23 protein-coding genes are annotated in these 24,627 nt (G+C 57.3%); 8 read left to right on the top strand and 15 right to left on the bottom strand.

Going from position 1 to position 24,627, the window contains the following annotated elements; all coding sequences use genetic code 11:
• Positions 1–306: 306 nt before the first annotated feature.
• From AC0L25_RS29225 to AC0L25_RS29195, 7 genes are all read right to left on the bottom strand, one after another.
• The gene (locus tag AC0L25_RS29225; RefSeq protein WP_473598652.1) at positions 307–1,212 is read right to left on the bottom strand and encodes a glycosyltransferase family 4 protein; all 906 of its coding nucleotides are present in this window, start codon (positions 1,210–1,212) and stop codon (positions 307–309) included.
• 233 nt (positions 1,213–1,445) lie between these two features.
• Positions 1,446–2,447: a hypothetical protein gene (locus AC0L25_RS29220; RefSeq protein WP_473598651.1), complete on the bottom strand. Its 1,002-nt coding sequence runs from the start codon at positions 2,445–2,447 to the stop codon at positions 1,446–1,448.
• Positions 2,448–2,696: 249 nt separating this feature from the next.
• Positions 2,697–3,452 carry a glycosyltransferase family 2 protein gene (locus AC0L25_RS29215; RefSeq protein WP_473598650.1) on the bottom strand — a complete coding sequence of 252 codons (756 nt, stop codon included), beginning with the start codon at positions 3,450–3,452 and terminating at the stop codon, positions 2,697–2,699.
• Between the two features lie 15 nt (positions 3,453–3,467).
• Positions 3,468–4,562 (bottom strand): GDP-mannose 4,6-dehydratase, encoded by a 1,095-nt coding sequence (gene gmd, locus AC0L25_RS29210; protein ID WP_473598649.1) that lies wholly within the window; start codon positions 4,560–4,562, stop codon positions 3,468–3,470.
• 64 nt (positions 4,563–4,626) lie between these two features.
• Positions 4,627–5,913, bottom strand: coding sequence for a sugar transferase (locus AC0L25_RS29205; protein ID WP_473598648.1), 1,287 nt, complete (start codon positions 5,911–5,913; stop codon positions 4,627–4,629).
• Positions 5,914–6,166: 253 nt separating this feature from the next.
• The gene (nusG, locus tag AC0L25_RS29200) at positions 6,167–6,850 is read right to left on the bottom strand and encodes a transcription termination/antitermination protein NusG (protein ID WP_473598647.1); all 684 of its coding nucleotides are present in this window, start codon (positions 6,848–6,850) and stop codon (positions 6,167–6,169) included.
• Between the two features lie 297 nt (positions 6,851–7,147).
• Entirely contained in the window at positions 7,148–7,732 is a 585-nt protein-coding gene (locus AC0L25_RS29195; RefSeq protein WP_473598646.1) for a biotin transporter BioY, read from the bottom strand.
• Between the two features lie 221 nt (positions 7,733–7,953).
• Here AC0L25_RS29195 and AC0L25_RS29190 point away from each other — a divergent pair, with 221 nt between their 5' ends.
• Entirely contained in the window at positions 7,954–8,862 is a 909-nt protein-coding gene (locus tag AC0L25_RS29190) for an MBL fold metallo-hydrolase (RefSeq protein WP_473598645.1), read from the top strand.
• A gap of 36 nt (positions 8,863–8,898) precedes the next feature.
• Here the strand turns inward: AC0L25_RS29190 and AC0L25_RS29185 are convergent, their stop codons facing one another.
• From AC0L25_RS29185 to AC0L25_RS29165, 5 genes are read right to left on the bottom strand one after another with little or no spacing between them, the layout of a single operon-like run.
• Complete coding sequence (locus AC0L25_RS29185; RefSeq protein WP_473598644.1) at positions 8,899–9,819, bottom strand: phosphorylase family protein; 921 nt, start codon at positions 9,817–9,819, stop codon at positions 8,899–8,901.
• A gap of 14 nt (positions 9,820–9,833) precedes the next feature.
• Entirely contained in the window at positions 9,834–10,625 is a 792-nt protein-coding gene (locus AC0L25_RS29180) for an ABC transporter permease (protein ID WP_473598643.1), read from the bottom strand.
• Positions 10,618–11,505: an ABC transporter permease gene (locus AC0L25_RS29175; RefSeq protein WP_473598642.1), complete on the bottom strand. Its 888-nt coding sequence runs from the start codon at positions 11,503–11,505 to the stop codon at positions 10,618–10,620. Before AC0L25_RS29175 ends, AC0L25_RS29180 begins: the two co-directional genes overlap by 8 nt.
• Positions 11,502–12,539 (bottom strand): ABC transporter ATP-binding protein, encoded by a 1,038-nt coding sequence (locus tag AC0L25_RS29170; RefSeq protein WP_473598654.1) that lies wholly within the window; start codon positions 12,537–12,539, stop codon positions 11,502–11,504. The genes AC0L25_RS29175 and AC0L25_RS29170 overlap by 4 nt, the downstream gene beginning before the upstream one ends.
• A gap of 27 nt (positions 12,540–12,566) precedes the next feature.
• Complete coding sequence (locus tag AC0L25_RS29165; protein ID WP_473598641.1) at positions 12,567–13,814, bottom strand: ABC transporter substrate-binding protein; 1,248 nt, start codon at positions 13,812–13,814, stop codon at positions 12,567–12,569.
• Between AC0L25_RS29165 and AC0L25_RS29160 the strand changes: the two genes are divergently transcribed.
• The gene (locus AC0L25_RS29160) at positions 13,807–14,805 is read left to right on the top strand and encodes a LacI family DNA-binding transcriptional regulator (RefSeq protein WP_473598640.1); all 999 of its coding nucleotides are present in this window, start codon (positions 13,807–13,809) and stop codon (positions 14,803–14,805) included. The genes AC0L25_RS29165 and AC0L25_RS29160 overlap by 8 nt on opposite strands.
• Positions 14,806–15,067: 262 nt before the next feature.
• On the opposite strand, the gene AC0L25_RS29155 is transcribed toward AC0L25_RS29160, so the two are convergent.
• Both AC0L25_RS29155 and AC0L25_RS29150 read right to left on the bottom strand, forming a co-directional pair.
• A complete protein-coding gene (locus AC0L25_RS29155; RefSeq protein ID WP_473598639.1) occupies positions 15,068–15,850 on the bottom strand; it encodes a DUF1499 domain-containing protein in 783 nt (260 codons plus the stop codon).
• Positions 15,851–15,928: 78 nt separating this feature from the next.
• Positions 15,929–17,557 carry a fatty-acid--CoA ligase gene (locus AC0L25_RS29150; protein ID WP_473598638.1) on the bottom strand — a complete coding sequence of 543 codons (1,629 nt, stop codon included), beginning with the start codon at positions 17,555–17,557 and terminating at the stop codon, positions 15,929–15,931.
• A gap of 180 nt (positions 17,558–17,737) precedes the next feature.
• Between AC0L25_RS29150 and AC0L25_RS29145 the strand changes: the two genes are divergently transcribed.
• Positions 17,738–18,094, top strand: a complete 357-nt coding sequence (locus tag AC0L25_RS29145; protein ID WP_473598653.1) for a hypothetical protein — start codon at positions 17,738–17,740, stop codon at positions 18,092–18,094.
• Between the two features lie 136 nt (positions 18,095–18,230).
• Positions 18,231–18,620: a DUF427 domain-containing protein gene (locus AC0L25_RS29140; RefSeq protein WP_473598637.1), complete on the top strand. Its 390-nt coding sequence runs from the start codon at positions 18,231–18,233 to the stop codon at positions 18,618–18,620.
• 141 nt (positions 18,621–18,761) lie between these two features.
• On the opposite strand, the gene AC0L25_RS29135 is transcribed toward AC0L25_RS29140, so the two are convergent.
• Entirely contained in the window at positions 18,762–19,100 is a 339-nt protein-coding gene (locus tag AC0L25_RS29135) for a VanZ family protein (protein WP_473598636.1), read from the bottom strand.
• Positions 19,101–20,394: 1,294 nt separating this feature from the next.
• On the opposite strand from AC0L25_RS29135, the gene AC0L25_RS29130 reads away from it, so the two are divergent.
• The 4 genes from AC0L25_RS29130 (at position 20,395) to AC0L25_RS29115 (ending at position 24,605) form a co-directional block, all read left to right on the top strand.
• A complete protein-coding gene (locus tag AC0L25_RS29130; RefSeq protein WP_473598635.1) occupies positions 20,395–21,885 on the top strand; it encodes a lipopolysaccharide biosynthesis protein in 1,491 nt (496 codons plus the stop codon).
• Between the two features lie 72 nt (positions 21,886–21,957).
• Entirely contained in the window at positions 21,958–22,962 is a 1,005-nt protein-coding gene (locus tag AC0L25_RS29125; protein WP_473598634.1) for a polysaccharide pyruvyl transferase family protein, read from the top strand.
• 43 nt (positions 22,963–23,005) lie between these two features.
• Positions 23,006–23,821 carry a galactosyl transferase gene (locus tag AC0L25_RS29120; protein ID WP_473598633.1) on the top strand — a complete coding sequence of 272 codons (816 nt, stop codon included), beginning with the start codon at positions 23,006–23,008 and terminating at the stop codon, positions 23,819–23,821.
• Positions 23,822–24,443: 622 nt separating this feature from the next.
• A complete protein-coding gene (locus AC0L25_RS29115; protein ID WP_473598632.1) occupies positions 24,444–24,605 on the top strand; it encodes a hypothetical protein in 162 nt (53 codons plus the stop codon).
• Positions 24,606–24,627 lie beyond the last annotated feature (22 nt).

Raw genomic sequence — 24,627 nt, 5'->3', positions numbered from 1 at the left:
CGAGGTGGATGTTGAATCAGCACAAGACGCAGCTGTCACATCACAATCGATTCATCGACCACAGGACGTGCTCTAGCCGCCCCGGATACCCGCTGCTGCTCAACTGGTTCAGGCAGCTTTTGTGGCTGCTCATCGCGGCGCTTAATCGCCTGACAAAACCCGTCGCAGTCTGATCCGCCTTCATTGTTCCGCGGAGGACTGATTAGCGTTTTGTCAATCATCACCAGATCCTTGGCGTTAGGTTCCACGAAACGCCGCCGAACTGCTCATGCAAAGGTCCACCTACAGCAGCTGGCGCCAACGGGACTACACTGCTAAAAGCTCGTCCACCATTCTGGCTAGAGTAAACTTCTCTGCCGCCACAACTTTGGCTGCCTTGCCCATTTCAGACCATAGTCGCCTATCTCGATACACTTGCTGAATCGCCTGTTCAAAACCGGGCAGATTCGCCGCATCGGCTAGCCAGCCGGTTCTGCCGGGCTGAACGATCTCACCTGGGCCACCAGCTCGGTGCGCCAGCACTGGTTTCCCTCTGTGCATTGCCTCTATTATAGACAATCCGAACGGTTCAGGGTCCGTCCTCGCATTTACAACTATGTCGCACAGATCATACAGCGGGCCGGGTGCATCCTGGTGCCCGAGCAAATGGACACGAGCATCTAATCCATTTTTTGAAACGAAGTCGTGTATTTCTCTGGCATAATCACTGCAAAGCGGACCTCCGCAAAGTACTACTGACATCTTTTCGAGGCCAGGTCTGAATGCCTGCAGAGCCCTTAAGAACAGCAACTGGCCTTTCTCTGGAACAAGCCGCGCAAAAATACCAAACATTACATCTTCGTCTTCCACCTTAAGTGAAAGAGTCACACAATCACCTCTGGATAAATACTCTGGATCACTCCGAATGCCTAGATGTGTAACCCGACCGTGTTTTACTGCACGGCCAAGTGTCGATAACGTGTAAGCACTATTGGCCCGTGGCTTTACTGGCAGAAGGGAAAATGCAAAATGGTAGATATGGCGATTAATATCTAACGGATAGCTAGCACTCACAGCGTTTGGCATGAGCCACACCGCCTGCGTACTGCTAGAACGGCATGCCAGACCCGCTAAAACAACATCAAGTGGATTACGGAAAATTAATCTCGTAATTGATCTTTCCCGCATATTTTTAGCTAACCACCTAGAGCGCTGGAACTGCTCGAATGCCATTCCGGATAATGACATCAGTTTCCCGGCGGTCGTTCCGCTGAGAATTCGCGGAGGCCTGCTCCTATAGACGATTGTTTCTACACCGAGTTGCCGAAGAGCGTCATACAGACTCCCCTTTCCAGCAGAAAACGCGATTACACTCTCCCCGCGGCGAAGTAATTCCCAAGCGATGTCTTGGAGTATACGCGATACGCCATAACCTTCATCGCCCCGAACAAGCAGTGCACACGACATTAGCCCCCCCTCAGGAAATTAGCTACTTTTCTTCCGATCGTATCCCACCCGTGATCTGTCAAATTTGGCACGGTTCTAACAGCGTTTCTTAGCCAATTACAGTAATCTAGCACAATTTTTTGTGTTAAATCGCCTTCGTAAAGGTACACCCATTCGTCGCCTACTTGTTCTCGTAGCTCGACGAGGGACCCTTGGTTGGGAGCCAAGATCGGCTTGTTCCTCGAGAGGGCAAAAAGAGCTGAGCCGCTATTAACAATGTTTCTATATGGAAGAACTATTCCGTCGGCTTCATCCACAAACTGCTCCAATTCGAGTTCGGGAAGGTGATCGAGTCTGATCGTTACGTTGGGCGACAATTGTGAGATTTCTTTTAGCTTACTGGCAATGCGGAGATCATCAGCTCTCCCCGCAATAGACAGATGAACCACACCTGCCATTGCAGCAGCTATTGAGGCAAAATCGTCAATTCCTTTGTATGCTCTTATTTGACCAAAAAAGGCCAAGTGAATGACCGCCCCCTTTGGAGGTGAATAGATTTTTGGCATTGTATGAGCGATTTCGCGATAGTGGCCGTGGCCAACCACCAACGAATTGCAATAACGAAGGCTGGGAACCGCTTCCTCAGTCATTTTTTTTGCAGTCCTTGATAGGTATATCACGCCGCTCAGTGACCTAAAGAAAATTGTGCTCTGGGCACCAAACGCAGATGAATCATGCGGGATAATATTGTGAGCGATCCATATGGTCTTTTTTCCAATCAGGTGCTTGAGGAGTAGGAGGCCCGCGGCTTTTAGAAATGTCTTCATCGATGGAAGATAGCCAGCACTTTCACCAATAAATTCATCCGGCCAGTGCAATATGAATATATTAGTACTACTTACATTGCGCCTGGAGAATATCTCAAGGGGAAGCACCTTAATTCGTTCGTTTTCTAGGGCAGACGCGAACATGCTCGGATAGGGATTTGATCTACTGTGTTTTGGCCGCACTGATACCGTCACCTCGCGACCTCTTCGTGGCACTATTTACCTCCTTTCAGCTGCTAGAAAGCCGGTTATTAATCGTCTGTTTGTGAATACGTTCTCTATGTGTCGGCGTAATTTTGATCTAGAAACCGCCAATCATTCTGTCCCCGGTCTCGGACTTGGTTCTATCGGAAACTTACGCGGCTCCTCATAGGGTTAGTCGTGCCAGGGAGCGACAAACCGGCCGGTCCCTCATCTCTGCCAATGAATTGTAGCCATAATTGGCTAACCTCTCCGGGCGAACACTAGCTGTCTGATTTTCCGCACGGGCTTCGCAACAAGTGCGTAGTCGACAGGACCTGATCCAAGCCAACGGCGCCGTGAACGCAGTGCTTCCAGATTGTGCCAGATGTGGGAACGGAAGCTCTTCGTGCTAGTCCCGCCCATCATCATGTCCACAAGGACTTTGTCGATTGTGGCAATCCTGAAGCCATAAAGCTCAACGGCCCTCAGCATCCAGTCGTAGTCGGAGGAAACTTTGAGCGTCAAATCGAACGGCCCGACCTTTTCGGCAACGGCGCGCCGAACATAGAAGGTCGGGTGAGCAGGCATCCAACCCGAATGGAAACCATTTTGCGGTCTTGGTTCCGCTCGCCAGCGACGAACGACCTGTTTGCCTTCGTGATCATTCACAAAGTCAAGATGGCCGTGGACAATATCGGCTTCAGCAAGCGCCTCGCTGATTTTACCGAGCACTAACCGATCATGAAAGGCATCGTCGGCGTTGAGAACCCCGATTGCTTCGCCGTTGCAAAGCGCAAGCCCCTTGTTCAGCGCGTCATACATGCCGTGGTCGGGCTCGCTAACTAACCGCAGTCGTCCCTCGCCATAGGAGCGAATTATAGCCAATGTTCCGTCGGTCGAGGCTCCATCGACAACAACCAGTTCTTTGTCATGATGATCTTGGGCAAAAAAACTGTCAAGCGTATGCCTAATCGTTGCTGCGGAATTCCGGCAGACAGTCAGGACTGAAATCTTCATTCCCAGATCCATTGGCTATTGTGCTGCGCCCCTGCCAAGCTCTTCGTCTAGCCGGCGATGCTCATATTCGCGCTCGACAACCTTCAGGTCGGATTGGACCATTTCGCGGACCATTGCAGCCAGCGAAGTTGTGGCTTTCCATCCGAGCATGCGCTCTGCCTTGGAGGGATCGCCGATCAAAAGGTCCACTTCGGTTGGCCTGAAGTACCGGGGATCCACCTCGACGAGAACGCCACCAGACTTTGCATTGATGCCCTTTTCGTCCACGCCCGAACCAACCCACAGGATCTCAACCCCGATCTCGCCAAATGCAAGCTCCACAAATCGACGGACCGAGTTCTTTACTCCGGTCGCGAGAACATAGTCGTCGGCCGCATCCTGCTGAAGAATCTTCCACATGCCTTCAACGTAATCGCGGGCATGCCCCCAATCTCGCTCGGCAGACAAATTCCCCAGATAGAGTCTATTCTGAAGGCCTAGACTGATAGCGGCAGCAGCGCGCGTGATTTTACGCGTCACAAATGTTTCGCCGCGCATCGGACTTTCATGGTTGAACAGAATCCCATTGGAGGCGTGGATGCCATAGGCTTCCCGGTAATTTACTGTGATCCAGTACGCGTAGATCTTTGCGGCCGCATAAGGCGACCGGGGATAAAAGGGCGTTGTTTCATTTTGCGGAACCTCCTGCACTTTCCCGTAGAGCTCGGAAGTCGAAGCCTGATAAAAGCGTGCTTTTTTTGTCAGGCCAAGTAGCCGAATGGCTTCCAGAAGACGCAATGTGCCGATGGCATCTGCATTTGCCGTATACTCCGCAGTCTCGAAGCTCACCTGAACATGCGATTGCGCCGCGAGATTGTAGATCTCGTCCGGTTGAACTTCCTGGATGATGCGGATCAAGTTTGTTGCGTCGGTCATATCACCATAGTGCAGCGAAAAATTCACACTGGTTTCGTGCGGATCTTGATAAAGATGATCGATACGGCCCGTGTTGAACGAAGACGATCGCCGTTTGATGCCATGAACCTCATATCCCTTCCTAAGCAAGAGATCAGCAAGATAAGCGCCATCTTGGCCGGTAATGCCAGTAATCAACGCAGTTTTTCGGCTCATTTCGTTTCCTTAGGCAGTTTAGAAATCAACTATAACAACTTCTGCTCAATTGACGGCCTGGCCATTATCTAGATCCAAACCCACTTAACACCGTTTTCAGCGTCCGCAGCATAATGACGATATCAAGCCATGGCGAGAAATTCTTTATGTAGTAGAAGTCGTAATGAAGTTTTTCGATTTCGTCGTCATCGTCTGACACATACCCTTGATTCACCTGTGCCCACCCAGAGATACCTGGACGGACAATATTTCTGTAGCGGTAGAATGGCAGAGCCACAGAATAATGAGACGATAGCACCGTGGCCTCGGGTCGAGGTCCAATCCAGCTCATTTCCGAACGAACGATATTGATCAGCTGCGGAAGTTCGTCAATTCTGCTTCTCCGAAGGAAGCGGCCAAGCCGGGTGACCCTGCTGTCGCCCGGCTTAGTTACAGCAAGACTACGGACGTGCACTGCTTCAGGCGCACTGACGGCCATCGTTCGAAACTTGTACACCGTAAACGACCGTCCGCCATAACCTAAGCGCTCCTGGCGGAATATAGCAGGTCCAGGCGATTCCCACCTGATCATCAGGGCGATGAAGATCAAGAACGGCGCCAGCACAATCAGAGCTAATAGTGCGCTGATCCAGTCGACTGCCTGCTTAATTTTGATGTAGGCGTGGTTGGGATTAAGCGAGCCCAACGTGTTTTCGGATAGATGCTCGATTTCAACGCGTCCCGTCAGGGACTCGCTGATCTGCTTGACGTGGTAGACCGGAACTCCGGCAAGCGCCTGGTCGGCGATGTAGCGCTCCCAATCATTGGATAGATCAGCACGAAGATCTGCGACGACGCCGTTGACCCTATCGATGATCGTATTGGGCGAGACAAGCCAGTGCCAATTCACGCCTCCGATTGCCTTAAGACGACTGACTGCCCCCCCTGGCACCACAGCAAGACTGTACGGATCAAGGCGGCGGCTCAAGATGCTCAAGCCGAAATACCAGAGGATTGACAACGTCAAACTGCTGGCGGCTTGAAAAGCGCTATACTCGATCCGAAACAAGAAAATAATGAGGTATACAAAACCGTACGACAAAGCGAAAGTTGGTAGAATATAACCGGCAGCAGCGACGCCTGGAAAATCACCTATTCTTCGAAAAGAAAAAAAGCCCATGGCATGCGCTACAAATGCAGCCAATATTGTAACCTGCAAATTCTGGTAATAAATCAAAATGGGATCGACCACAATTCGAATCAGCGCAGGAGCCAGAATTGCAAAGCAAAATCCGCCAAGCAGTTGAAACCTAACTCGATGCAGTATGTGCCGTTGATGTCGCGGCTTTATGGTGGGAGCATTCAATTCCAATCACCCTCCGGAAGATCGCTCAATAGCTCGACTATTCCCATTTGAGGATCGATATTCTTAGGATCTGACACAAGGCTTTCAATCAAAATCAAAGTCAGATCGACACACCAAGCGAGCCCGTGCAGCAGTCTTGGGTTGGGCTATCTGCAATCAAAAATGCGGCAGGTCTCCAGCAACAGCTACCGCACTCCCAGGTGAAACCGAGAGCCGACTTGCTACAATTGCAACGCACGACGGGGCGTAACGCGCTAGGCTATGCGATCGCGACGAGTTCCCTTGAGTCCATGTTAACAGGGATCTCACCGTTCATGATGGCAATCAGGACTCGGGCCCTTCCAGCTGGATCGAGCCGGTCAAGGCGACCGATCATCTTCGCGAAAGGACCTGAGACAATCCGGACCGATGCGCCCGCCGCGAGACCTCCCCTGAAATCAAGCAGGCCGTCTTTGCCAGTCAGGGCTATAAACCGCTCCACCAACCCCGAGGGGACGGGCAATGGCTGTTCGCCTTGCATTATGAGTGAGCGCACACCGAACGTTCCATTGATCGAGCGCCACCGCTGCAGAGCGACGTCGAGGGCGACGAACATATAACCTGGAAAATAGGCCGCTGGTCGCGTCTCGATGCGCCGGGCATGACGTGTGGTCTTCTCGCAGCGAGGCGTAAACGGATGAAACCCCTGCATCCGGAGATGCCGTTCGGCGACGTCTTCTTTTCCCGGAAATATACTGGCGGCATACCAGCGTGCTGCGGTGCCGGTTGCGGGCCGTCGCAACGATACAGTCGCCTCAACAGTTGTTTTTTTCGAACTAATCACGCGTCTCGCTTTCGGCGGGGTTTCGGCATGGTCGATGTCAAGGGTTACGACAGCGTGAAGATACCAGCAAGCAATTATCTCACGAGAATCGGGGCGGTTCGTCGAAAAAATTCCTGGCAATTGTCCATCAACTTTAGCTGCGCCTAAAAAATCATCGAGCCGCTTTCTTTTTAGCTATCCAGGCAGCGGCGTCGAGCAATTGCTTCGATATGCAGCTGCTTGGTTACGCTGGCTCGCGACGAATCGCTGGCAGTTCTGGTCCTTAATCCGTCGATTTGAACATACTGTGACGGTATCGTTAGCAAAGCGTGGCGGAAATCTGGTAGGCCGCCGCTGAGCCAGGATTATGCCCAAGCAGCCACATCCCCGTGATTGCGTGGACCCGATCAGTGCCGCGGCCGGCCCCTCGACCAGAGTTCAGGAGCGCTTAAGCAGCGACCAGACCGCTGGCACAAGGCTCGCTGCCAGGGCGACCTTGATCAGGTCGCCGACAATGAAGGGCACGACGCCGAACTGCCATGACTTTTCCGGGCCGATGAGCAGCGCCAGCCAGGCAAAACCCATCGCCATCATGACGATTTCGGCAACCAGAATAGCGTTGAAGAGCTTGATCGGATGGCGATCCCAACCGCGATCGGCGGCCCAACCGACAATCGCCGCCATGACCACGAAACCGGCAAGATAGCCGCCGGTGGAGCCGAGCATGTAAGCGATGCCGATGCCCTTTTCCGGCGTGCCCTGGAAGACCGGAAAGCCCATGGCGCCCTCCGCCATGTAGAGAAGCAGCGTGGCAACGCCGAGGCGCATGCCGAATGCCGCAGCGATCAGGAAGACAGCAAGTGTCTGCATCGAGATGTCGACCGGTCCGAGCAGAACTCTGGTCTTGGCCGACAAGGTCAGCACCAGCGTTCCAACTATCGCCAGCAAAAGCTGCGTCGCCAGGCGGGTCGCGCCCTTTTCAGGCAAAGCGAGAGAAACAAGCGGTGTCGTTGCAATTGCCATGGTCTTCCTCATATCGGACTGCCGCAGATCGCGGCCTTTGCGTTTTCCTATATTGGCTTCCGTGTTATGCGGCAATCAGTTTTGCTGTCTCTAGAGCGCGTCGCGTTTGACCGGCCTCATGCGACGCGCTTTAGGTTGTCGTTTTACGCATGTCGTTATCGCAAAACCGCTGCACACTTTTGCGCGACATGCAATTGGAACAGAGCTGAACGACGTTCGCCATGGCGCTGAAATTCGACACAGACTTCGATCCGTTCTACGGGCAGGGCGCGATCGTTGCGCCCGACGTGCTTCGGATTACCGCGAAAAATCCCGGCCCGTTCACCTTTTACGGCACTAACAGCTATATCGTCGGGCACAAGACGCTGGCGGTGATCGATCCGGGGCCGGATGATGATGCGCATCTCAAGACACTGCTCGAGGTGGTTGGAGACAGGCCGGTCAGCCATATTTTCGTCAGCCACACGCATCGCGACCATTCTCCGCTGGCAGCGCGGCTGAAGCGGCACACCGGGGCAATTGTCCTAGCCGAGGGTCCGCATCGGTCGGCGAGACCGCTGCGCATTGGTGAGATCAATCCGCTCGACGCCAGCGCCGACACCGCCTTTAATCCGGATATTGCGCTTCCCGACGATACTGTCGTCAACGGCGACGGCTGGGCGATCAAAACGGTGCTGACGCCGGGTCACGCCGCCAATCACGCGGCTTTTGCGCTGGAAGGAACCGGTATCCTGTTCTCGGCCGATCATGTCATGGCGTGGGCGACCTCCATCGTTGCACCGCCGGACGGCGCCATGGCCGACTATATGGCCTCGCTGGATCGGCTGATCGAGCGCGACGACCGCCTGCTGCTGCCCGGCCATGGCGGGCCGGTGACAGCGCCGCGCAGTTTCATGCGCGAGTTGAAGTCGCATCGCAGGATGCGCGAGCAAGCGATCCTAGAGCGCCTCCGGGGTGGAGACGGCACGATCAAAGAGATGGTCGCGGCGATCTACAGGGATACCGACCCGCGCCTTCATGGTGCTGCCGGGTTGTCCGTGCTTGCCCATCTCGAGGATCTGGTGGCTCGCGGCCTGGTGAGCACCGACGGCGACCCGGCTATAGACGGCATATTCAGGTTGCCTGGCTAAGATCCCGCCACGAGCTCGCACTACGCTCCTGAAAACTCAGAACCGGCTGGAACGCTCCGCTGGTTGAGGCGACTTTAAACCCTGGCAAGAGCATTCCGGATTGGCCGGAAGTCGCGCGGCGGTCTCCAGCGCGACCCGCGAGGCTGTCATGGAGAGATTGGGCAGCACGTCCTCCTGCAGCAATTTCTGGCGATTGCGGTCCATATAGTCGTTGAAGCCCGCCGTGACGAATGCACAGGGCACGAAGCAAGCGCCGATCTCGCGCGCCAAGGTGGCCTCAGGGGCGATCGAATGGTTGAGCACATCCGCCCCCATCCCGCGGTACGCCAAAGCCTCGGCTGGGGTTGTCAGTCGCGGCCCATAACAATGGGCAGCCACCAACTGCTGTTCGATGCCATGAACGCGGTATTCGGCTGGCCAATGACGGCGGGCCGTCTCAACCAGAACCGCCGCACATCTTGGACATACGATCTGCTTGCCCGAACAGTCAAAGCTCTGGCGGTCCGGAAGCAGTGAAAACGGGGTCTGCGTCAGTTCGATGATATCGGCGTTCACCACCATGTCGCCAGGCTGGATCGCCTTGTTGACGGCACCAACGGTCGAACAGGCGAGAACTTGCCGTGCACCCGCCCGCATCAATACCCAGAACGCGCGGCGATGGCAGGAATGGTCGATATGGTCGCGGGGATTGCCGTGCGAATACATGCACAGCGCGCGCTTCGCTCTTCCTTCGGCTGTAACCAACGCATCGAACTCGAGCAGCTTCCAGTTGTCGGTGCGACCGAAAGGTGTTTCAAAACTCATGTCGCGCCGCAACGTGCGCACGCCATCGACCTCGACATCTTCCGGGAACGCAAGCCCCCAGTTTGCCGACCCGGTGATGATCGCCAGCCCCACCCGAGGTATGTCCGTCGAATGATCCGTCAGATCGTCGGCTGCGTGGTGATTGGTGGGCATGTTTCCAGTCTCGGTCAGGATTTTTGGCGAAGGGTCACAATCAGGACGACGGCCACGACGATGACGGTCCACAATGTTGAGATCGCCGCGATGGTCGGGTCAATCTGATCGCGCAGCGACACGAACATGAGCTTCGGCATCGTGCTGTTGCGACCACTTGCGATGAAGATCGAAATCACAGACTCATCAAGCGACGTCAGGAACGCCATCAATGTCGCCGACAGCAAGCTGATCCGAAGTTGCGGAACGATTATTCCGCCAATGGCTCTGGCCCAGTTCGCACCGAGGCTGCGCGCCGCCTGAACCTGGTTCCAGTCGAAGCGAGCCAGGGCGGGCAGCAACACAATGCACGCCACCGGAACGGCCAGCACCACATGTCCGACCAGCACACCGAACAGCGTTCCGACCAGACGTTGTGCCGCCAGCACGAAAAACAGGCCGATCGCCAGCAGGATTCCCGGGGTGACCGAGGGGGTGAGCAGGACGCTCTGGATGGTCGCAGCGGTCTTTCCGCCCAGCCGATTCATTGAAATGCAGGCGAGCAGCGCAAACGGTACCGCGATCAACGCCGTCAATGTCCCAAGGATCAAACTCGTTCTGAGTGCAGCCATCCACGTCGCCGAGCCGAAGAAGTTCTCGTACCAACGCAACGAGTAAGCGTGCGGCGGAAACTCGAGAAGATTCGACGCCGAGAAGGAAAGCGGCACCACCACGAGCGTCGGCAACATCAGAAATGCCATCACAAGAGCAGCAAAGCCCCAGAGGACAATGCGGGCCAGCCTGTTGTGCGGATAGGCCTCAAGCATGGGAGGCTTCCACTGTGTTGTGGGCCAGCAGGCGGCGTGCCGCCAGCAGCATCACACCGATCACCGCCATCAGAACGAGGAGCAGAATGCCCAGGACGCTCGCCGACCCCCAATCCTGAAAGGTCGATAGCGCACGCTCGATCCGGGTAGAGAGAGGATTTACCTTGCCGCCGCCAAGCACCGCCGGCGTGATGAAAAAGCCGATGGAATAGATGAGAACGATGACCGAACCCGAGAAGATGCCGCCGGCCGAAAGCGGTATTATGACGGTGCGGATGACCTGCCCGAGCGTGGCTCCCATGCTCGCTGAAGCGCGAACGAGGTTTGGGTCGATATCGCGCATCGCGGCATAGACCGGCAGCAGAAACAGCGGCAGCATGTAGTGAACCATGCCGATGAGCGTTCCCGTGAAGTTGTAGACCAGCGGCAAAGGCTCTGCCGTCAGGCCAGAACCAGTCAAAGCCGCGTTGATCATGCCATCACGCCGCAAGAGCACGAGCCAGCCATAGGTGCGCACCAGGATAGCGGTCCACAACGGCAGCATGACGAAGGCCATCAGCACGTTGGCGACCCTTGGTCTGGCGCTGGCCAAGGCCAGTGCCAGCGGGGTGCCCAGAAGAATGCAGATCGCCAGCGTGCCGAGGGACAGTTCAAGGGTGGTGACGAGCGCCGACCATGTCAGTCCGCTCGAAAGCACTTTCGCGTAATTGCCAATGGTGTACTCACCGCCTGTGGTCAGGAAAGATTGCCGGATGATCCAAAGGATGGGCAAAATCGCCGCCAGTCCAACGATGAACAGCGCCGGCAGCGAAAGCGAAAGGAAGAACCGCCGCTCACGTCGCGCATCTGCGGCGAGCGCAGGATCCATAGTGACGGTCACGCTGTCCCTCCCGGTATCGCGTGAACCTTCGCCGCCGGTGCATATGCGGTCATCCGCTGACCGGCGGCAAGCTCGGCGCAGCCGCCGGCCAGCGCAGCGGGAATGCAGACAAGAACCTCTTGCCCACTGTCAAGCGCCAGCGTCAACAGCCAGTTCTCGCCGCGAAACGCCTTGGCGCGCAGTATCCCTTCGAGCGCCACTCCGTCTCCCCCGACGAGCTTCGCATCGAGATGAAAGCTTTCCGCGCGGATCATCAGAGTTTCGCGTGACGCTTCGGCGCCGTCGATTCTGCGCACCGAGCCTGGAGCCACAATGTTAGCCTCGCCCATGAACTCCGCGACGAAGCGGGTCGATGGACGATCATAAATCCGCTGCGGCGTATCGATCTGCTGGATGCAGCCGGAGTTCATCACCGCAATCCGGTCAGACATAATCAGAGCTTCGCGCTGGTCATGGGTCACGTAGATTGTGGTGATCCCCAGATCATCGTGCAGACGCCGAATCTCGTACTGCATGGTTTCGCGCAGATTCTTGTCGAGCGCCGACAGCGGCTCGTCCATCAACATCACGCGCGGCTCGAAGACGATAGCCCGCGCCAATGCCACCCGTTGACGCTGGCCGCCGGACAGTGCGGCAACATTGCGCTCCGCCAGACTATCCAGCTTCACGCGGGCCAAGGTGTCAAGCGCCCGCTGACGCGCCTCCGCCCTCGGCGTCTTGCGCAGCGCCAGCGGATACGAGACGTTCGCCAGGACATTCATGTGGGGAAACAAGGCGTAATTCTGGAATACTATGCCGATGTCCCGTTTGTTTGGCGCCAGGCGGGTGATGTCCCGATCGCCCAACAAGAGTTTACCGGAATCCGGGCGGACAAACCCGGCCAGAGCCATGAGCAGCGTGGTCTTGCCCGATCCCGATGGCCCTAGAAGCGTGAGGAATTCGCCAGCTTGAATATCTAGCGAAACATCATCCAGTGCAACGTAGGTCCCGTAAGCCTTGCTGACGCTGTCGATCGTGATTGGGAGCGACTTCATCATGTGCTCCACCCTTAGAGCTGAGACTCAGCGGGCCATCATCTCATCGAACGCTTGTTGGGCAGCCTCGCCATTCTTGACCCACCATTCTGAATTCGAAAACACGGAACTGCCGGCATTTTCAGGCGCGGTCGCAAGGGTCTTCAGACGGTCCTCGGGAATAAGGCCACCTTCATATGCCGCAGGATTGACCGGGCCGTAGGCAATGAAATCGGTCAGCTTTGCAACTCGCGCGGGCTGCGTCATCGCTGCGATGAGCTTCATCGCGGCTTCCTTGTTCGGCGCTCCCTTCGGCACCCCAAGGCAGTCCGTGCCGATGACCGATCCCTTGAACGTGTAGTCAGCCGCGCCGCCATCTGCTTTCACGGTTTCGGCCCGTCCGTTCCAGGTAACGACCAAATCCGCCTCGCCATCTTTCAGCAACTGTGCAGACTGAGCTCCCGAGGTCCACCACACGGCGACATTTGGCTTGATCGCTTCAAGCCGCTTGATGGCGCGCTCCAGACCTTCCGGCGTGCTGAGCACGGAATAGACGTCTGCCGGCGCTACGCCATCGGAGAGAAGCGCGATCTCGATCGAGTCTTGCGCATTGGCGCGCAACGCGCGGCGACCCGAGAATTTGGCAACGTCCCAGAATTCCGCCCAGGTCTTCGGCGGGTTCTCGCCATAGGTCTTGGTGTTCCACGACATGACGGTGCCATAGGAATCGAACGGATAGCAGTAGTCGGACTTTGCGCCGTCCGGCACGGATTTGGGATCGATGATCTTGTAGTCGAGCGGCTCCAGCAGCGACTGTGCGGCCGCCTGGGCGCCTTCCGGTGAGCCCAGGTGAATGACGTCGGTCGTGACCGCACCCGAGGTGACCTGCATCTTCAAGGCGGCTAGGCCGTCGCTTAGCGTCTCCTCGAGGACATCATAGCCAAGCTCTTTTGCAGCAGGGCCCCACATGGCCTCTTTCATGGCGTTGCCATAATCGCCACCTGCGGTCGTTATGGTGACTGTTTGCGCATGGACGGGCAAGGCGGCCGAGATTGCGAATGCCGTTAAGGAAATGCGTAGCCAGGACATGGGTTCTCCTCCCCAATTTTTATCAAATGTTGCTCGAAATGGCCGTTTATTTGTAATCGTAACGTTACGGTTGCATCTGAATGCGCCAGAGTCGAGCTGCTTCCTGTGGGAGTTTGGATTGACCGGGATGTCGAATCCGGTAACGTTATGGCGGTCAGCAAACCAGCCGGCGCTTTCGCAAATTGAAGTCGGGCGAACAATGGCCAATCTAAAGCAGATCGCGGCGGAACTTTCCCTCTCGGTGACCACGGTGTCCCGCGCACTGAAGGATGGGCCGGAAGTGCAGCCCTCGACCATAGCCCGCGTCAAGGAGGCGGCTAAGCGGGTCGGTTATCTACCAAATCATCATGGTCGTGCGCTCAGAACCGGTCGAACGCTGACGCTGACGGCAGTACTCCCGATGGAGACACGAGACCATCTGTCCGATCTGTTGAAGCTTCCTTTAATCGAAGGCATGACGCTGGCGGCGCGGCAAGCCGGTTATAGCCTGTCCATCTATTCCACCACTCCCGACGACGATCCCGTCGAGAGTGTGCAGCGGCAGCTTCAGGCGCACAGCACAGACGGACTGATCATCACGCGCTTGGTGTCGGGTGATCCGCGCGTCAAGCTGCTGGTGGATCAACGCATGCCATTCGTCGCATTTGGAAGAACCGACCTGGATACCGCGTATCCTTATGTCGACGTCGACAATGAACAGATTGCCTACGAGGCAACCCGACGGCTCATGAATAAGGGCTGTCGACGCATTGCACTGCAACTTCTGGTTCCGGAGGATCAGGCAAGTGCCATGCGTCTTTCCGGCTATGGAAGGGCAATGGCCGAGGCCGGTATTCCGATCGACCAATCGCTGATCGGCCATGGCATGTTCACCATGGAATCGAGCGCAGCCTGGTTCGATCGCTTGCTGGCTTATTCAGATCCGCCGACAGGCTTGGCATGCGCCAACGAACTGGGCCTTCTAGGGGCGTTACACGCTCTAGGCAGAAGAGGTCTTGTGCCGGGGAGCGACGTCCACATTGTCACTCGTGACAGCACGCGGCTGGCACGCTTCCTGCCGGCAAAGATCGGAATTCATTCCGTGGATATGGCGGGTGTCGGACGCAAACTTATCGAAGTCCTGGAGAACCGGATCATCAATCCGCTTGGGCCGATGGAGACAATCTTGCTCAAGGGTGAATTCGACCCTGGCGAGTAGTCTGCCCGCAGACTCAATCAACCGACTCAGGGGTGGCGGGCAACTTCGCGCGGCTGCTTCGCGGCGCAACCGATCGCCGCAATCCCGCAACTGTCCCGTCGAGCGGAGCACGTACATTTCGATTGCAGGGACCGAGGCCCGCTTATGTACGCAAGACGACTGGCGAGACAAGTCGAACTGACCCGGCAACCCGCCCAACCTGATTAGCCGCATTTCTGTGGCGCCAAAGCGATTCCGCTTGAGCTGTAAAATGCTGTGGACATCACTCGGCCGGGGCCTTGCCGACCTGGCCGGCGACTTCCTGATCCAGTTCGGCAAGGAAATCCACGATGCGGGCCGCATTGTCGCCAAGGTCGTAGCGGCCGTAACGCGAGGCCGAACGCATGTCGACGATGACCGCATCGCCATCGTCGGTCACGCGGATGGCGACGTCGGCGGGAAGGCTAAGGATGAAGCTCTTGGCCAGGGCGTTGATCGTCACCTCGCTTTGCCCGATCGCACGGGGGAACGGCGCCGTAAGCTGCCAATCCCGACGATCGAGCACGGTTTCGACTGCTTCCAGGACCCGATCGAAAGGCAGATTGTAGCTGCGTCCGGCAACAAGCGGATAGGTCTCGGTCTGCAGGCGCCGCTCGCCCGGGGTCGGTGGCGAAAGCGCGTTCATATCCCCGGTCCGGGTTCTGGTGTCGAGGATCGGCGGATCATCGAAATCCGTCGAGATGTCCCTTAGCGGTGGATAAGTCGCTGCCCAGTAGGCGGCAATGCCAAAAGGAACAAGCACCAGCAGTGCCAGCAACGTTCCGACGGTGAGATCGCGACCGCCACGGTCGCCGAAATTCCACAGCCTCGAAAAGGCAAATCCGGCGAACAGCAGCGCAAAGGCGGCAAGCAGCGCGACAATGCCGAGCACCCAAAGGAAAGCCGGCGTTTCAACAAGTTCATATCGGTGGCCGACGAGGACGGTCAGAAGCAGGACCGCCGAAAAAGCGCCTGTCCGCCGCGACCAGCCGGCCGCCCTCGACGTCTGTCGCTCGGGAATTTCCATTGTATTCTGCACTACTCCACCCGAACGAGCGTTTAGAGCCGTTTAGCGGCGGCTTGAAGGTGAAAAACGTCATCTCAGTTAATCCGTTGGCAGACGATAATCCCTGAATTGCTGGCGCAAGGTTATCTTCTGGATCTTGCCGGTAGCGGTGTGGGGAATTTCGCCGACGAAGGCGACGTCATCCGGCATCCACCACTTCGCCACCTTGCCGTTCATGAAAGCGAGGATATCCGTCTTGGTCGGCTCCCGGCCCGGTTTGCGAACCACGACAAGCAACGGCCGTTCGCCCCATTTCGAATGTTGGATGCCGATGGCGGCCGCCTCCGCCACATCCGGGTGACCGACCGCGAGATTCTCGAGCTCGATGGTCGAAATCCATTCGCCGCCGGATTTGATGACGTCCTTGGCGCGATCGGTGATCTGCATATAGCCGCTCGGGTCGATATGGGCGACATCACCGGTATCGAACCAGCCTTCTTCATCGAACTGTTCGGATCCGATGCCACCATAATAAGCACGCGCGACAGCCGGTCCGCGGACCTTCAAGCGTCCGAATGTCTTGCCGTCCCACGGCAGCTCTTTGTTGTCATCGTCCGTGACCTTCATTTCGACGCCGAAAGGCGGATAGCCCTGCTTGCTCTGGACATCGAGCCGGGCTTCGCCCTCAAGCCCGGCATAGCCCGGCTTCATGGTACACAGGGTGCCGAGCGGCGACATTTCGGTCATGCCCCATGCATGGATGACCTCAACATCGTAATTGTCCTGGAACTTCGTCGTGATCGCACGCGGGCAGGATGAGCCGCCGATGACGACCCTCTTCAGATAAGGAAGTTTCTTGCCGGTCTCCTCCAGATACTGGAGCAGCATCAACCACACTGTCGGCACGGCGGCACTGAACGTTATCTTTTCGGTGTCGAGCAACTCATAGATCGAGGCGCCATCCATTCTGCAGCCAGGCATGACCAGCTTGGCGCCGATCATCGGCGCGCTCTGGCCAAGACCCCAGGCATTGGCGTGGAACATCGGCACGACCGGCAGTATGGTGTCGCGCGACGAGAGGCCCATTGCGTCGGGCATCGCGGCGATCATCGCGTGCAGCACGTTCGAGCGATGGCTGTAGAGGACGCCTTTCGGATCGCCCGTCGTGCCGGAGGTGTAGCACATGCCGGCGGCGGTGTTTTCATCGAACGTCTTCCAGGTGAAGGCGCCGTCGGCTTCGTCAAGCCATTCCTCATAGGCAACGGCATTCGGCAGCGCTGTTTGCGGCATGTGTGCGTTGTCGGTCAGCACGATCACCTTTCTCAGCGATTTGACCGCGCCGGCGAGCTTTTCAAGCAGCGGCATGAATGTCAGGTCGACGAAGATCGCCTTGTCCTCGGCATTGTTCATGATCCAGACGATCTGCTCGGGAAAGAGCCGCGGATTGAGCGTGTGATAGATCGCGCCAACACCCATGATGCCGTACCAGGCTTCGATGTGACGCGCCGTATTCCAGGCCAATGTGGCGATGCGGTCGCCAAGCCCAAAGCCGTCACGCTCAAGCCGCTCAGCGACCTGCAAGGCGCGGCGATGAATTTCCGCGAAAGTGGTCCGGACGATCGGGCCCTCGATCGAGCGCGACACGATCTCGCGTTTGCCGTGCTGCCTGGCTGCGTTGTCGATGAGCTTGTGGCAAAGCAGCGGCCATTCCTGCATCAGTCCGAGCATTCTTTTCCTCCCATTGGTTTTTCATTCCATTGTGGGACGAACAAGCGGATTGTCCAGCCATGACCGGGCAGATGCGTTGCATTGATCAAAAAGACAGGGAAATCCGCCACAATCCGGCCATCGTGGGCGTTAACTTTGATTAATGGGCAGGGGTGCGATTGGCGAATGAAAGAGGTTCGCATGGACGCGCAGCTCGAAGACGAGACTCTCGAAGATACGCTCGCCGAAAGCCTGGCTGATTTGGTGCCGGACGCCAAAACCGTTTCCGAAGACGAATTCGTCGAAGTTGTCAGCGGCGCCCTTGAGGCGGTCGGCGGCACGCTGTTGTTCAAGATGTGCGTTCAGAACGAAGGCGAAGGCCAGCACGTTGCCGCGGCATGCGTCGGCGATGGCGGCAACCGCCAGTTCCTTCTTCTTACCTTGCCGACCGGCGGTGGTGCGCTCAAGGTCGAAACCGCATCGAGAAGCACCAATCCGGTCGCCGGTATCACCGCCGCCTATGCCGGGCTGATGGATGCATTTAAGGCCGCCGCCTGATTGTTCATCGGCAGGGCCGATTTGACGAGAGACCTGGCAACGCCAAAGGCGATGGTTTTCGAGCCTCGCATTCGACGGCGGCCTTGCGTAGTGTGCGTGCCCGGCACACCTTAGGTCGACGCAAGGAGAACCCGTCATGGACCAGATCGCCAATCCGTCACCCGGCTTTCAACGCAACCCGGGTAAAGTAATTACCGTTGAGCCCTACAGCGGCACTGTCACCATACGCGCCGGCGACTCGATCATTGCCTCGTCCACCAAGGCCAAGGTGTTGACCGAATCCCCGTACCCCCGGGTCCTCTACATTCCATTCGAAGACATCGATTTCGACCAGCTTCGCAAAACGGAACTGTCGACCCACTGCCCTTACAAAGGCGATGCGAGCTATTGGAGCGTGCTGCCCGCCTCGGAAGCAGGCAAGAATGCGATGTGGGCCTATGAGCCGCCTTTCGACGAGATGGTGGAAATCCGCGATCATGGTGCGTTCTATCCCAACAAGGTGACGATCGAAGCCACACCGGCCTGAGCAGGGACGGCTCGCGACGCGGCCTGTCAAAAAGTCAAGGCAGAGCCTCTTTCGGTTGTTCGTGCAAGGCTGCTGAATAGACTGCGCCGATCTGAGGAGGTCTAGTAGATCGCGGACGGCATTCATATTGCCGAAGTGAAATCATTTCACTTTCGCACTGTCTCCAGCGAAGCGTCCGCGCACCGACAGCCAACCTCGTGTTCCGCCTGCGATTGTGAGGCCGCATCCGATGCCTACACAATCGGCAACCCAGTCTATTAAATCCAGATCGCGCGCTATCAGTTGCGCGCCCTGAACAAGCTCGATCGCTGCGCCGGTTACAGCGAGGAGGACAATCAGCCTTGCCTTGTGTTCATCCCAACCGAGACATCCCAGGGCTGCCAACACGGCGAAGGCGGTGGCGTGGTTGAGATTGTCGTGATGAGACGCGAAGGCCATGCCGAGATCCCGCAAGAGCAGCGCCGGCAAAAGGGCAAGCAAGAGAACCCCAGTCGAAGTGACCAGAAAAGCGATCCTTGCCAGGATTGGATATGAGTCTACGCGCAACAAGGTAAAAGCAGTCCTTCATCCGAAAAAGGCTTGGGCGGCCCGCTGTGCCGGGAATTCGAATCTCTCGCACTCCTAATTGTTTGCACGAGCGTTAAGGAACCCTAAATCCGACCTACACTACACCTCAAGTGTTCCTTTCTGGGTTGTACAAAAAAACGCGTTTCAGCTGAGTTGCTCGAATGCCACCCTGAACAGAATGTTACCTCGCGGGCCGCTCAACACGGCGTCGCGACCAAGTGCTGGTGCTTCGCCAGGGACGGCAGTTCATCCCGCTCAGGCGCGCGGGCCAGCATAGGCGAACGTCGAACGCGCGATGGCTGCTAAATTCGTTACGAGCCGTCGCCATAAAACGTGACGCGCCTATGTTGGGCGCCTCGACTTTCCGGCCGCCGAAAAGACAGCAATGCCCATACGGTTGGTGCAGGTTGTTTGCGTCTCTGGACAAGCTAAACACCAAAGTGTACCGAGGCCGGCGCCAACTTGAGGGATGGCGCTTATCTTGCGGCTTGTCGTGGGGCTGGCTGTTCGACCACCAGACAAAATACAGCGAACCCACCTTCATGACCGGCACGCGGCGCTCGGCTCGGGATCATCGTTTTGGCGGGCGCCCGGATGGACTATCCGACATGCTGCTCGGCCACCAGACGATGGCGCGCCTAGATGACGATTATTTATAGTGGCGCCAGACTGGTCCGTTGATTTTCGAAGGATCAAATGCGATCGTGGCAGTGCTGAACCGCCTTACCCTCATCGTGCACAGGCCCGGCAGAAACTTCCGGGCTTGACCTCTTCCAGTTACAGCTGGAGGAGTTTTTGTTGGAATAATGAGATTAAACTCGGCCACCGAAAGGCTTCGCCTTTGATGTCACGCTTTTTATCGTGCTTGCGCTTTTGCCTTGCCCCGTCTCTAAGGAATTCGACTGGATAGGCTCCACTTCGATTAGCTGATCCACGCCATCGCTTTCGCCTGACATTTGTTGCGGTCTCAGCGGGTCCGGAGCGCAAGCGGGATCGATAATCTTTCCTCGCTAGGTTGCCGCTGCGATCGAAGCGCTTGAAGGTACAACTTTGATAAAGCCGTGCTGGACGAAACTTGACTGCATTGCTGATTGGGCTTGCACTGCATGCGGTCTCCTAATCATCACTTGTGCAAATTCGGTCATTCGACAAGCGACTTAAGACTACTGTTCTTTCAGGGTCTGCGAGCAGTGGGAATATGCGTTATATGAGCAGCATCACCGGTCGACTCATCAAGGGGAGCATGTGGCTAAGCCTGTCCCGGGCGATTGTGAACGGGCTGGCGACGTTAAGCACTTTCGTGCTGGCGCGGTACCTGGCGCCCTCCGATTTCGGCCTCGTCGCGCTGGCCACGACGATGCTGTTGATCGTCAGCACCGTCACCGAGCTCTCGCTCACTCAGGCACTCATCCGTCACAAGGCGCCCGAGGAATCACATTTCAGCGCCGCCTGGACACTCAACGCCACACGTGGACTGCTCCTCTTCCTCTTCTTTGCGGCCTGCGCTTACCCGGCGTCGGTGCTGTACGAAGAGCCGAGGCTGTTCGGTGTCATGCTTGCGCTAGGCTTCAGTGTCCTGATGGGCGGTTTGAACAACCCGCGCCTCATCATGCTTCAGCGCGAGCTGATCTTTTGGCAGGAATTCGTCCTCAGCGTCGCACAGAAGTTCACGGGCTTCGTTGCCGCGGTGGCAATCGCGATGATCTTTCACAGCTATTGGGCTCTGGTGATCGGAACGCTCGTGAGCCAAGCGACAAACGTCATCACCTCCTATCTCGTCCTACCGTTCCGGCCCAGGATCACCTTCCGGCACATCCGGGAGTTCTTTTCGTTTTCCGCATGGCTCACGGCCGGCCAGATCGTCAACACACTCAACTGGCGTTTTGATTATCTACTGATCGGCAAGGTGCTCGGCGGAACGGCGCTCGGCTATTATGCAGTAGGCAGCAATCTGGCCAGGATGCCCACGCGCGAAGCGACCTCGCCGCTCACCCAGGCGATCTACCCCAGCTTTGCCAGCATCCGCGACGATCCCTTGCGCCTCGCCGCCGCCTATCAGCGCGTACAGGCGCTGGTCTCCGCGGTCGCGCTTCCCGCCGGTATCGGGGTCGCGGTGATCGCCGATCCGCTGGTCAGGCTCACGCTGGGGGAGAAATGGGCGCCCGTCATCTTCATTATCCAGTCGCTGGCCTCGGTCTACGCGCTCCAGACGCTGGGTTCGCTGGTGCAGCCGCTCGGCATGGCAAAGGGAGAGACGCGGCTGCTGTTCATCCGAGACACACAGATGCTGTTCATCCGGGTTCCAATCATCTTCGCCGGCCTGATGCTGTACGGACTTCAAGGGGTCATCTTCGGCCGCGTGTTTACCGGGCTGCTCAGCGCATTTGTCAACATGATCCTCGTGCGCCGCTTCATCGGCGTCACAGTGCTGAAGCAACTCTCGGCGAACGCGCGTGCGCTCGCCAGCATCGCCTTGATGGCGGCGGGCGTGTCCTTCGTCTCTGGCTATATGACGCACACGACCGACAGGTTCATGCTCGCGCAGCAGCTGGCGATCCTGATCGCGCTGGGCGCCGTACTTTACTGTGGATCAACCTCTCTGCTCTGGCTGTTGATGAAACCGCCGGCCGGTCCGGAGGTGGAAATCCGAAAGATCCTGGGGAAGATCCTGTCAAAAGTTCGCCCCGCTCGAAAATGAGAGCACAGTAAGTGGCTTTTGCGACAATTCCCGCCGCATGCACTCGCCTATCTAGCAGATGGAGACTAAGAAATGCCGTCGGAATCAAATCACGACTTGATCGCCAGATTAAAGGGCATGATCCATGATTGCCTCAAGGAGTATGTTACGAAGGACGAGCCTGTCGCAATTCTCGACTTTCCGGATATTCGGAACCCCGGCGATTCGGCCATCTGGCTGGGGGAGATGGCTTATCTGAGGGACCAGCACGGCAAACTGCCGGCCTATGTCTCACGAAAACATGATTTCTCGCCCGAGGAACTTGAGCGCGTGATGCCGACGGGGCCGATCTTCATCCAGGGCGGCGGCACCTTCGGCGACCTCTGGGTTACGCATCAGGATTTCCGCGAGCGTGTGCTCAAGCGGTTTCCGAAGCGTCAGATCATCCAGTTTCCCCAGTCGATCCATTACAAATCGCAGGAACGCATGCAAGAGAGCGCGCGGATCATCGGACGTCATAAGAATTTCGTTCTGCTGGTCCGCGATGAGGAATCGAAGCAGTTCGCAGAAAAGCACTTCGATTGCCAGGTGCGCCTCTGCCCGGACATGGCTTTCCAGGTTGGCGCACTTAAGACTGCTGCGTCCGAATTCCCCGTGCTTGCGATGCTAAGGGAAGATATTGAAAAGGCGGGCGATACCGATTGCTCGACCTATGGCGACGTCCCCACGGAAGACTGGATCGCAAGATCCCCCCGACGCGCGCACGTGTCCAAGGCACTCGGCGCGGCGTCGGCGCTCTTGGCTTTTAAGCCGGCCGAAATGCGGCTGCGCATGCTGGACGCGGCGGCGCACAACCGATTCCGGCGCGGCATCCAGCAGATCTCGCGGGGCCGCGCGATTGTCACCGATCGCCTGCACGTCCACATCTGCTCGCTTCTGCTCGGGCGACCGCATGCCGTTCTCGACAACAACTACGGCAAGGTCCGGCGGTTCATGACCGCATTCTCGGGCGGAACCGACCTGTCCTATAAGGCGACGTCGCTCGACGACGGAATCGCCTGGGCGCGCCTCCAGGCCGGCAGAGGGGTCGCCGAATGATGCGGCGGATGATGCAAGCAGGCGTCTGCGGAGTTGAAATTCGATGACCCTCGTCACCTTTATCATTCCCGTCCGTCACCAGGACAATGCCCGCGATTGGCGCCTTCTCAAGGCGAACCTTGCCCAAACCATCGCCTCTATTTCGAACCAGAACAATGGGGATTGGCGAGGGATCATCGTGGCAAATGAGGGCGCCGATCTTCCGGATTTGCCGGACCGCTTCGGTGTCGAGCGCGTCAGCTTCCCTCCGAACGACATGCACGAGCTCGGCAAGGCCACCATTGAGGATTTCCGCGACGCCTTCCGCGCCGACAAGGGGCGCCGCGTGCTGATGGGCATGCTGCGCGCGCGCGACAGTCGCTTCTTCATGATCGTCGACGACGACGATTTCGTAAGCGCCCGGATCGTCCAATATGTATCGGAGAATCCCGACGCGAACGGATGGATGATCGACCGCGGCTATATATGGGATCACGGGGGCAAGCTTTTGTTAGAGCATGACGATTTCAACCATCTCTGTGGAACGTCTTTGATCATTCGATCGGACCTCTATGGGTTGCCGGAGCGGTTCGAGTATGCTTCGCTCGATTGGATCAAATCGATGCTAGGCAGTCATCACCGCATCACCGACATCCTCACTGAGCGTGGCACGCCACTGGCGGCGCTGCCATTCCGCGGCGCCGTTTACCGCGTCGCCCATGGAGGGTCGCACAGCAAGACACCCAGCCTTCTGGTCAGATACTTCCTGAACTGGGGGGCATTCAAGCGGCCCGGGCGATTGCTGCGAAACGCATCCAAGCTCCGGCTGGTCGGCGGAACGGTGAAGCACGAATTTTTTGGCAGGCTGGCCTCGCGTTAGGATATGACTCCGCTTAGCTAAACTAGTGATTCAGCAGGTAGTCCACGAGCCGCCAAGACCAGCAGAAGGCGGAGCGCCTCATCCAGACTGGCATGAGGAATTCCAGCGCCTCCATTCCTGCATGTCGGACTCGAGCACTTCCTACATCATCGGAGGGATCACTTCGTGGAGACCCTCTGGGTACGAAAGCAGAATGTATTTGACGGCGGCTCTGGCAGTCATACTCTCGGTCTTTGTCATGATGGGCCTTCCTTTGCGGGAATGGTGACCTTGAACATCACCAGCTTGCCATGACGATTTGCAGAACTCTCTGCACACTACCGAGGACGGCTGCTGTTCCGATGAACTAAGAAAGTCACTCGAGGTCGAAAAAGCCAATCTTCGGACGTCATTGCAAGCCGGATTGAACAGCGCCGCGGCGTTTTGCGGGTGAGGCTTCTGTTTTATTTGCCGGTGCATGATCAAGGATATGGCTCCGTAAACTCTCGCCGACCAAGCATGCGTTCCCACGTGCATGGCCAGGCTTTCAAGGCTTTCGCACCACTTGGGCCGTTCGCCGGACCCGACTCGGCCTGGAGGACGCCCGCGCCGTCCACGTTCATCTGGTCTCGATCGGAATCTCGTGGCCAGCGTAAACCAGACGGTGTGCGCGCTGGCGTTCTTCTACGGCGTGGCGCTGGGCTATGCCGAAATTCCGAAGCGGATCGTCTATTCGCTGGCCATGCACGCGTACGCATCCGGTGAAGATCGCAGACGTGCGTATCCGGCGGCCATGAGCACCTGAGCACAGCGGTGCTGGGGTCAAG

The organism is Mesorhizobium sp. WSM4813 (genome assembly GCF_055811555.1).
The sequence above is the reverse complement of the archived record's forward strand: the minus strand, read 5'-3'. Positions and strand labels throughout refer to the sequence as shown.

Excerpts from the sequence above, each read along its gene's own strand:
- AC0L25_RS29225 (WP_473598652.1), bottom strand. The coding sequence starts at position 1,212 with ATGGCATTCGAGCAGTTCCAGCGCTCTAGGTGGTTAGCTAAAAATATG.
- AC0L25_RS29215 (WP_473598650.1), bottom strand. The coding sequence starts at position 3,452 with ATGAAGATTTCAGTCCTGACTGTCTGCCGGAATTCCGCAGCAACGATT.
- gmd (WP_473598649.1), bottom strand. The coding sequence starts at position 4,562 with ATGAGCCGAAAAACTGCGTTGATTACTGGCATTACCGGCCAAGATGGC.
- AC0L25_RS29195 (WP_473598646.1), bottom strand. The coding sequence starts at position 7,732 with ATGGCAATTGCAACGACACCGCTTGTTTCTCTCGCTTTGCCTGAAAAG.
- AC0L25_RS29190 (WP_473598645.1), top strand. The coding sequence starts at position 7,954 with ATGGCGCTGAAATTCGACACAGACTTCGATCCGTTCTACGGGCAGGGC.
- AC0L25_RS29185 (WP_473598644.1), bottom strand. The coding sequence starts at position 9,819 with ATGCCCACCAATCACCACGCAGCCGACGATCTGACGGATCATTCGACG.
- AC0L25_RS29180 (WP_473598643.1), bottom strand. The coding sequence starts at position 10,625 with ATGCTTGAGGCCTATCCGCACAACAGGCTGGCCCGCATTGTCCTCTGG.
- AC0L25_RS29170 (WP_473598654.1), bottom strand. The coding sequence starts at position 12,539 with ATGAAGTCGCTCCCAATCACGATCGACAGCGTCAGCAAGGCTTACGGG.
- AC0L25_RS29160 (WP_473598640.1), top strand. The coding sequence starts at position 13,807 with ATGGCCAATCTAAAGCAGATCGCGGCGGAACTTTCCCTCTCGGTGACC.
- AC0L25_RS29155 (WP_473598639.1), bottom strand. The coding sequence starts at position 15,850 with ATGGAAATTCCCGAGCGACAGACGTCGAGGGCGGCCGGCTGGTCGCGG.
- AC0L25_RS29150 (WP_473598638.1), bottom strand. The coding sequence starts at position 17,557 with ATGCTCGGACTGATGCAGGAATGGCCGCTGCTTTGCCACAAGCTCATC.
- AC0L25_RS29145 (WP_473598653.1), top strand. The coding sequence starts at position 17,738 with ATGGACGCGCAGCTCGAAGACGAGACTCTCGAAGATACGCTCGCCGAA.
- AC0L25_RS29140 (WP_473598637.1), top strand. The coding sequence starts at position 18,231 with ATGGACCAGATCGCCAATCCGTCACCCGGCTTTCAACGCAACCCGGGT.
- AC0L25_RS29130 (WP_473598635.1), top strand. The coding sequence starts at position 20,395 with ATGAGCAGCATCACCGGTCGACTCATCAAGGGGAGCATGTGGCTAAGC.
- AC0L25_RS29125 (WP_473598634.1), top strand. The coding sequence starts at position 21,958 with ATGCCGTCGGAATCAAATCACGACTTGATCGCCAGATTAAAGGGCATG.
- AC0L25_RS29120 (WP_473598633.1), top strand. The coding sequence starts at position 23,006 with ATGACCCTCGTCACCTTTATCATTCCCGTCCGTCACCAGGACAATGCC.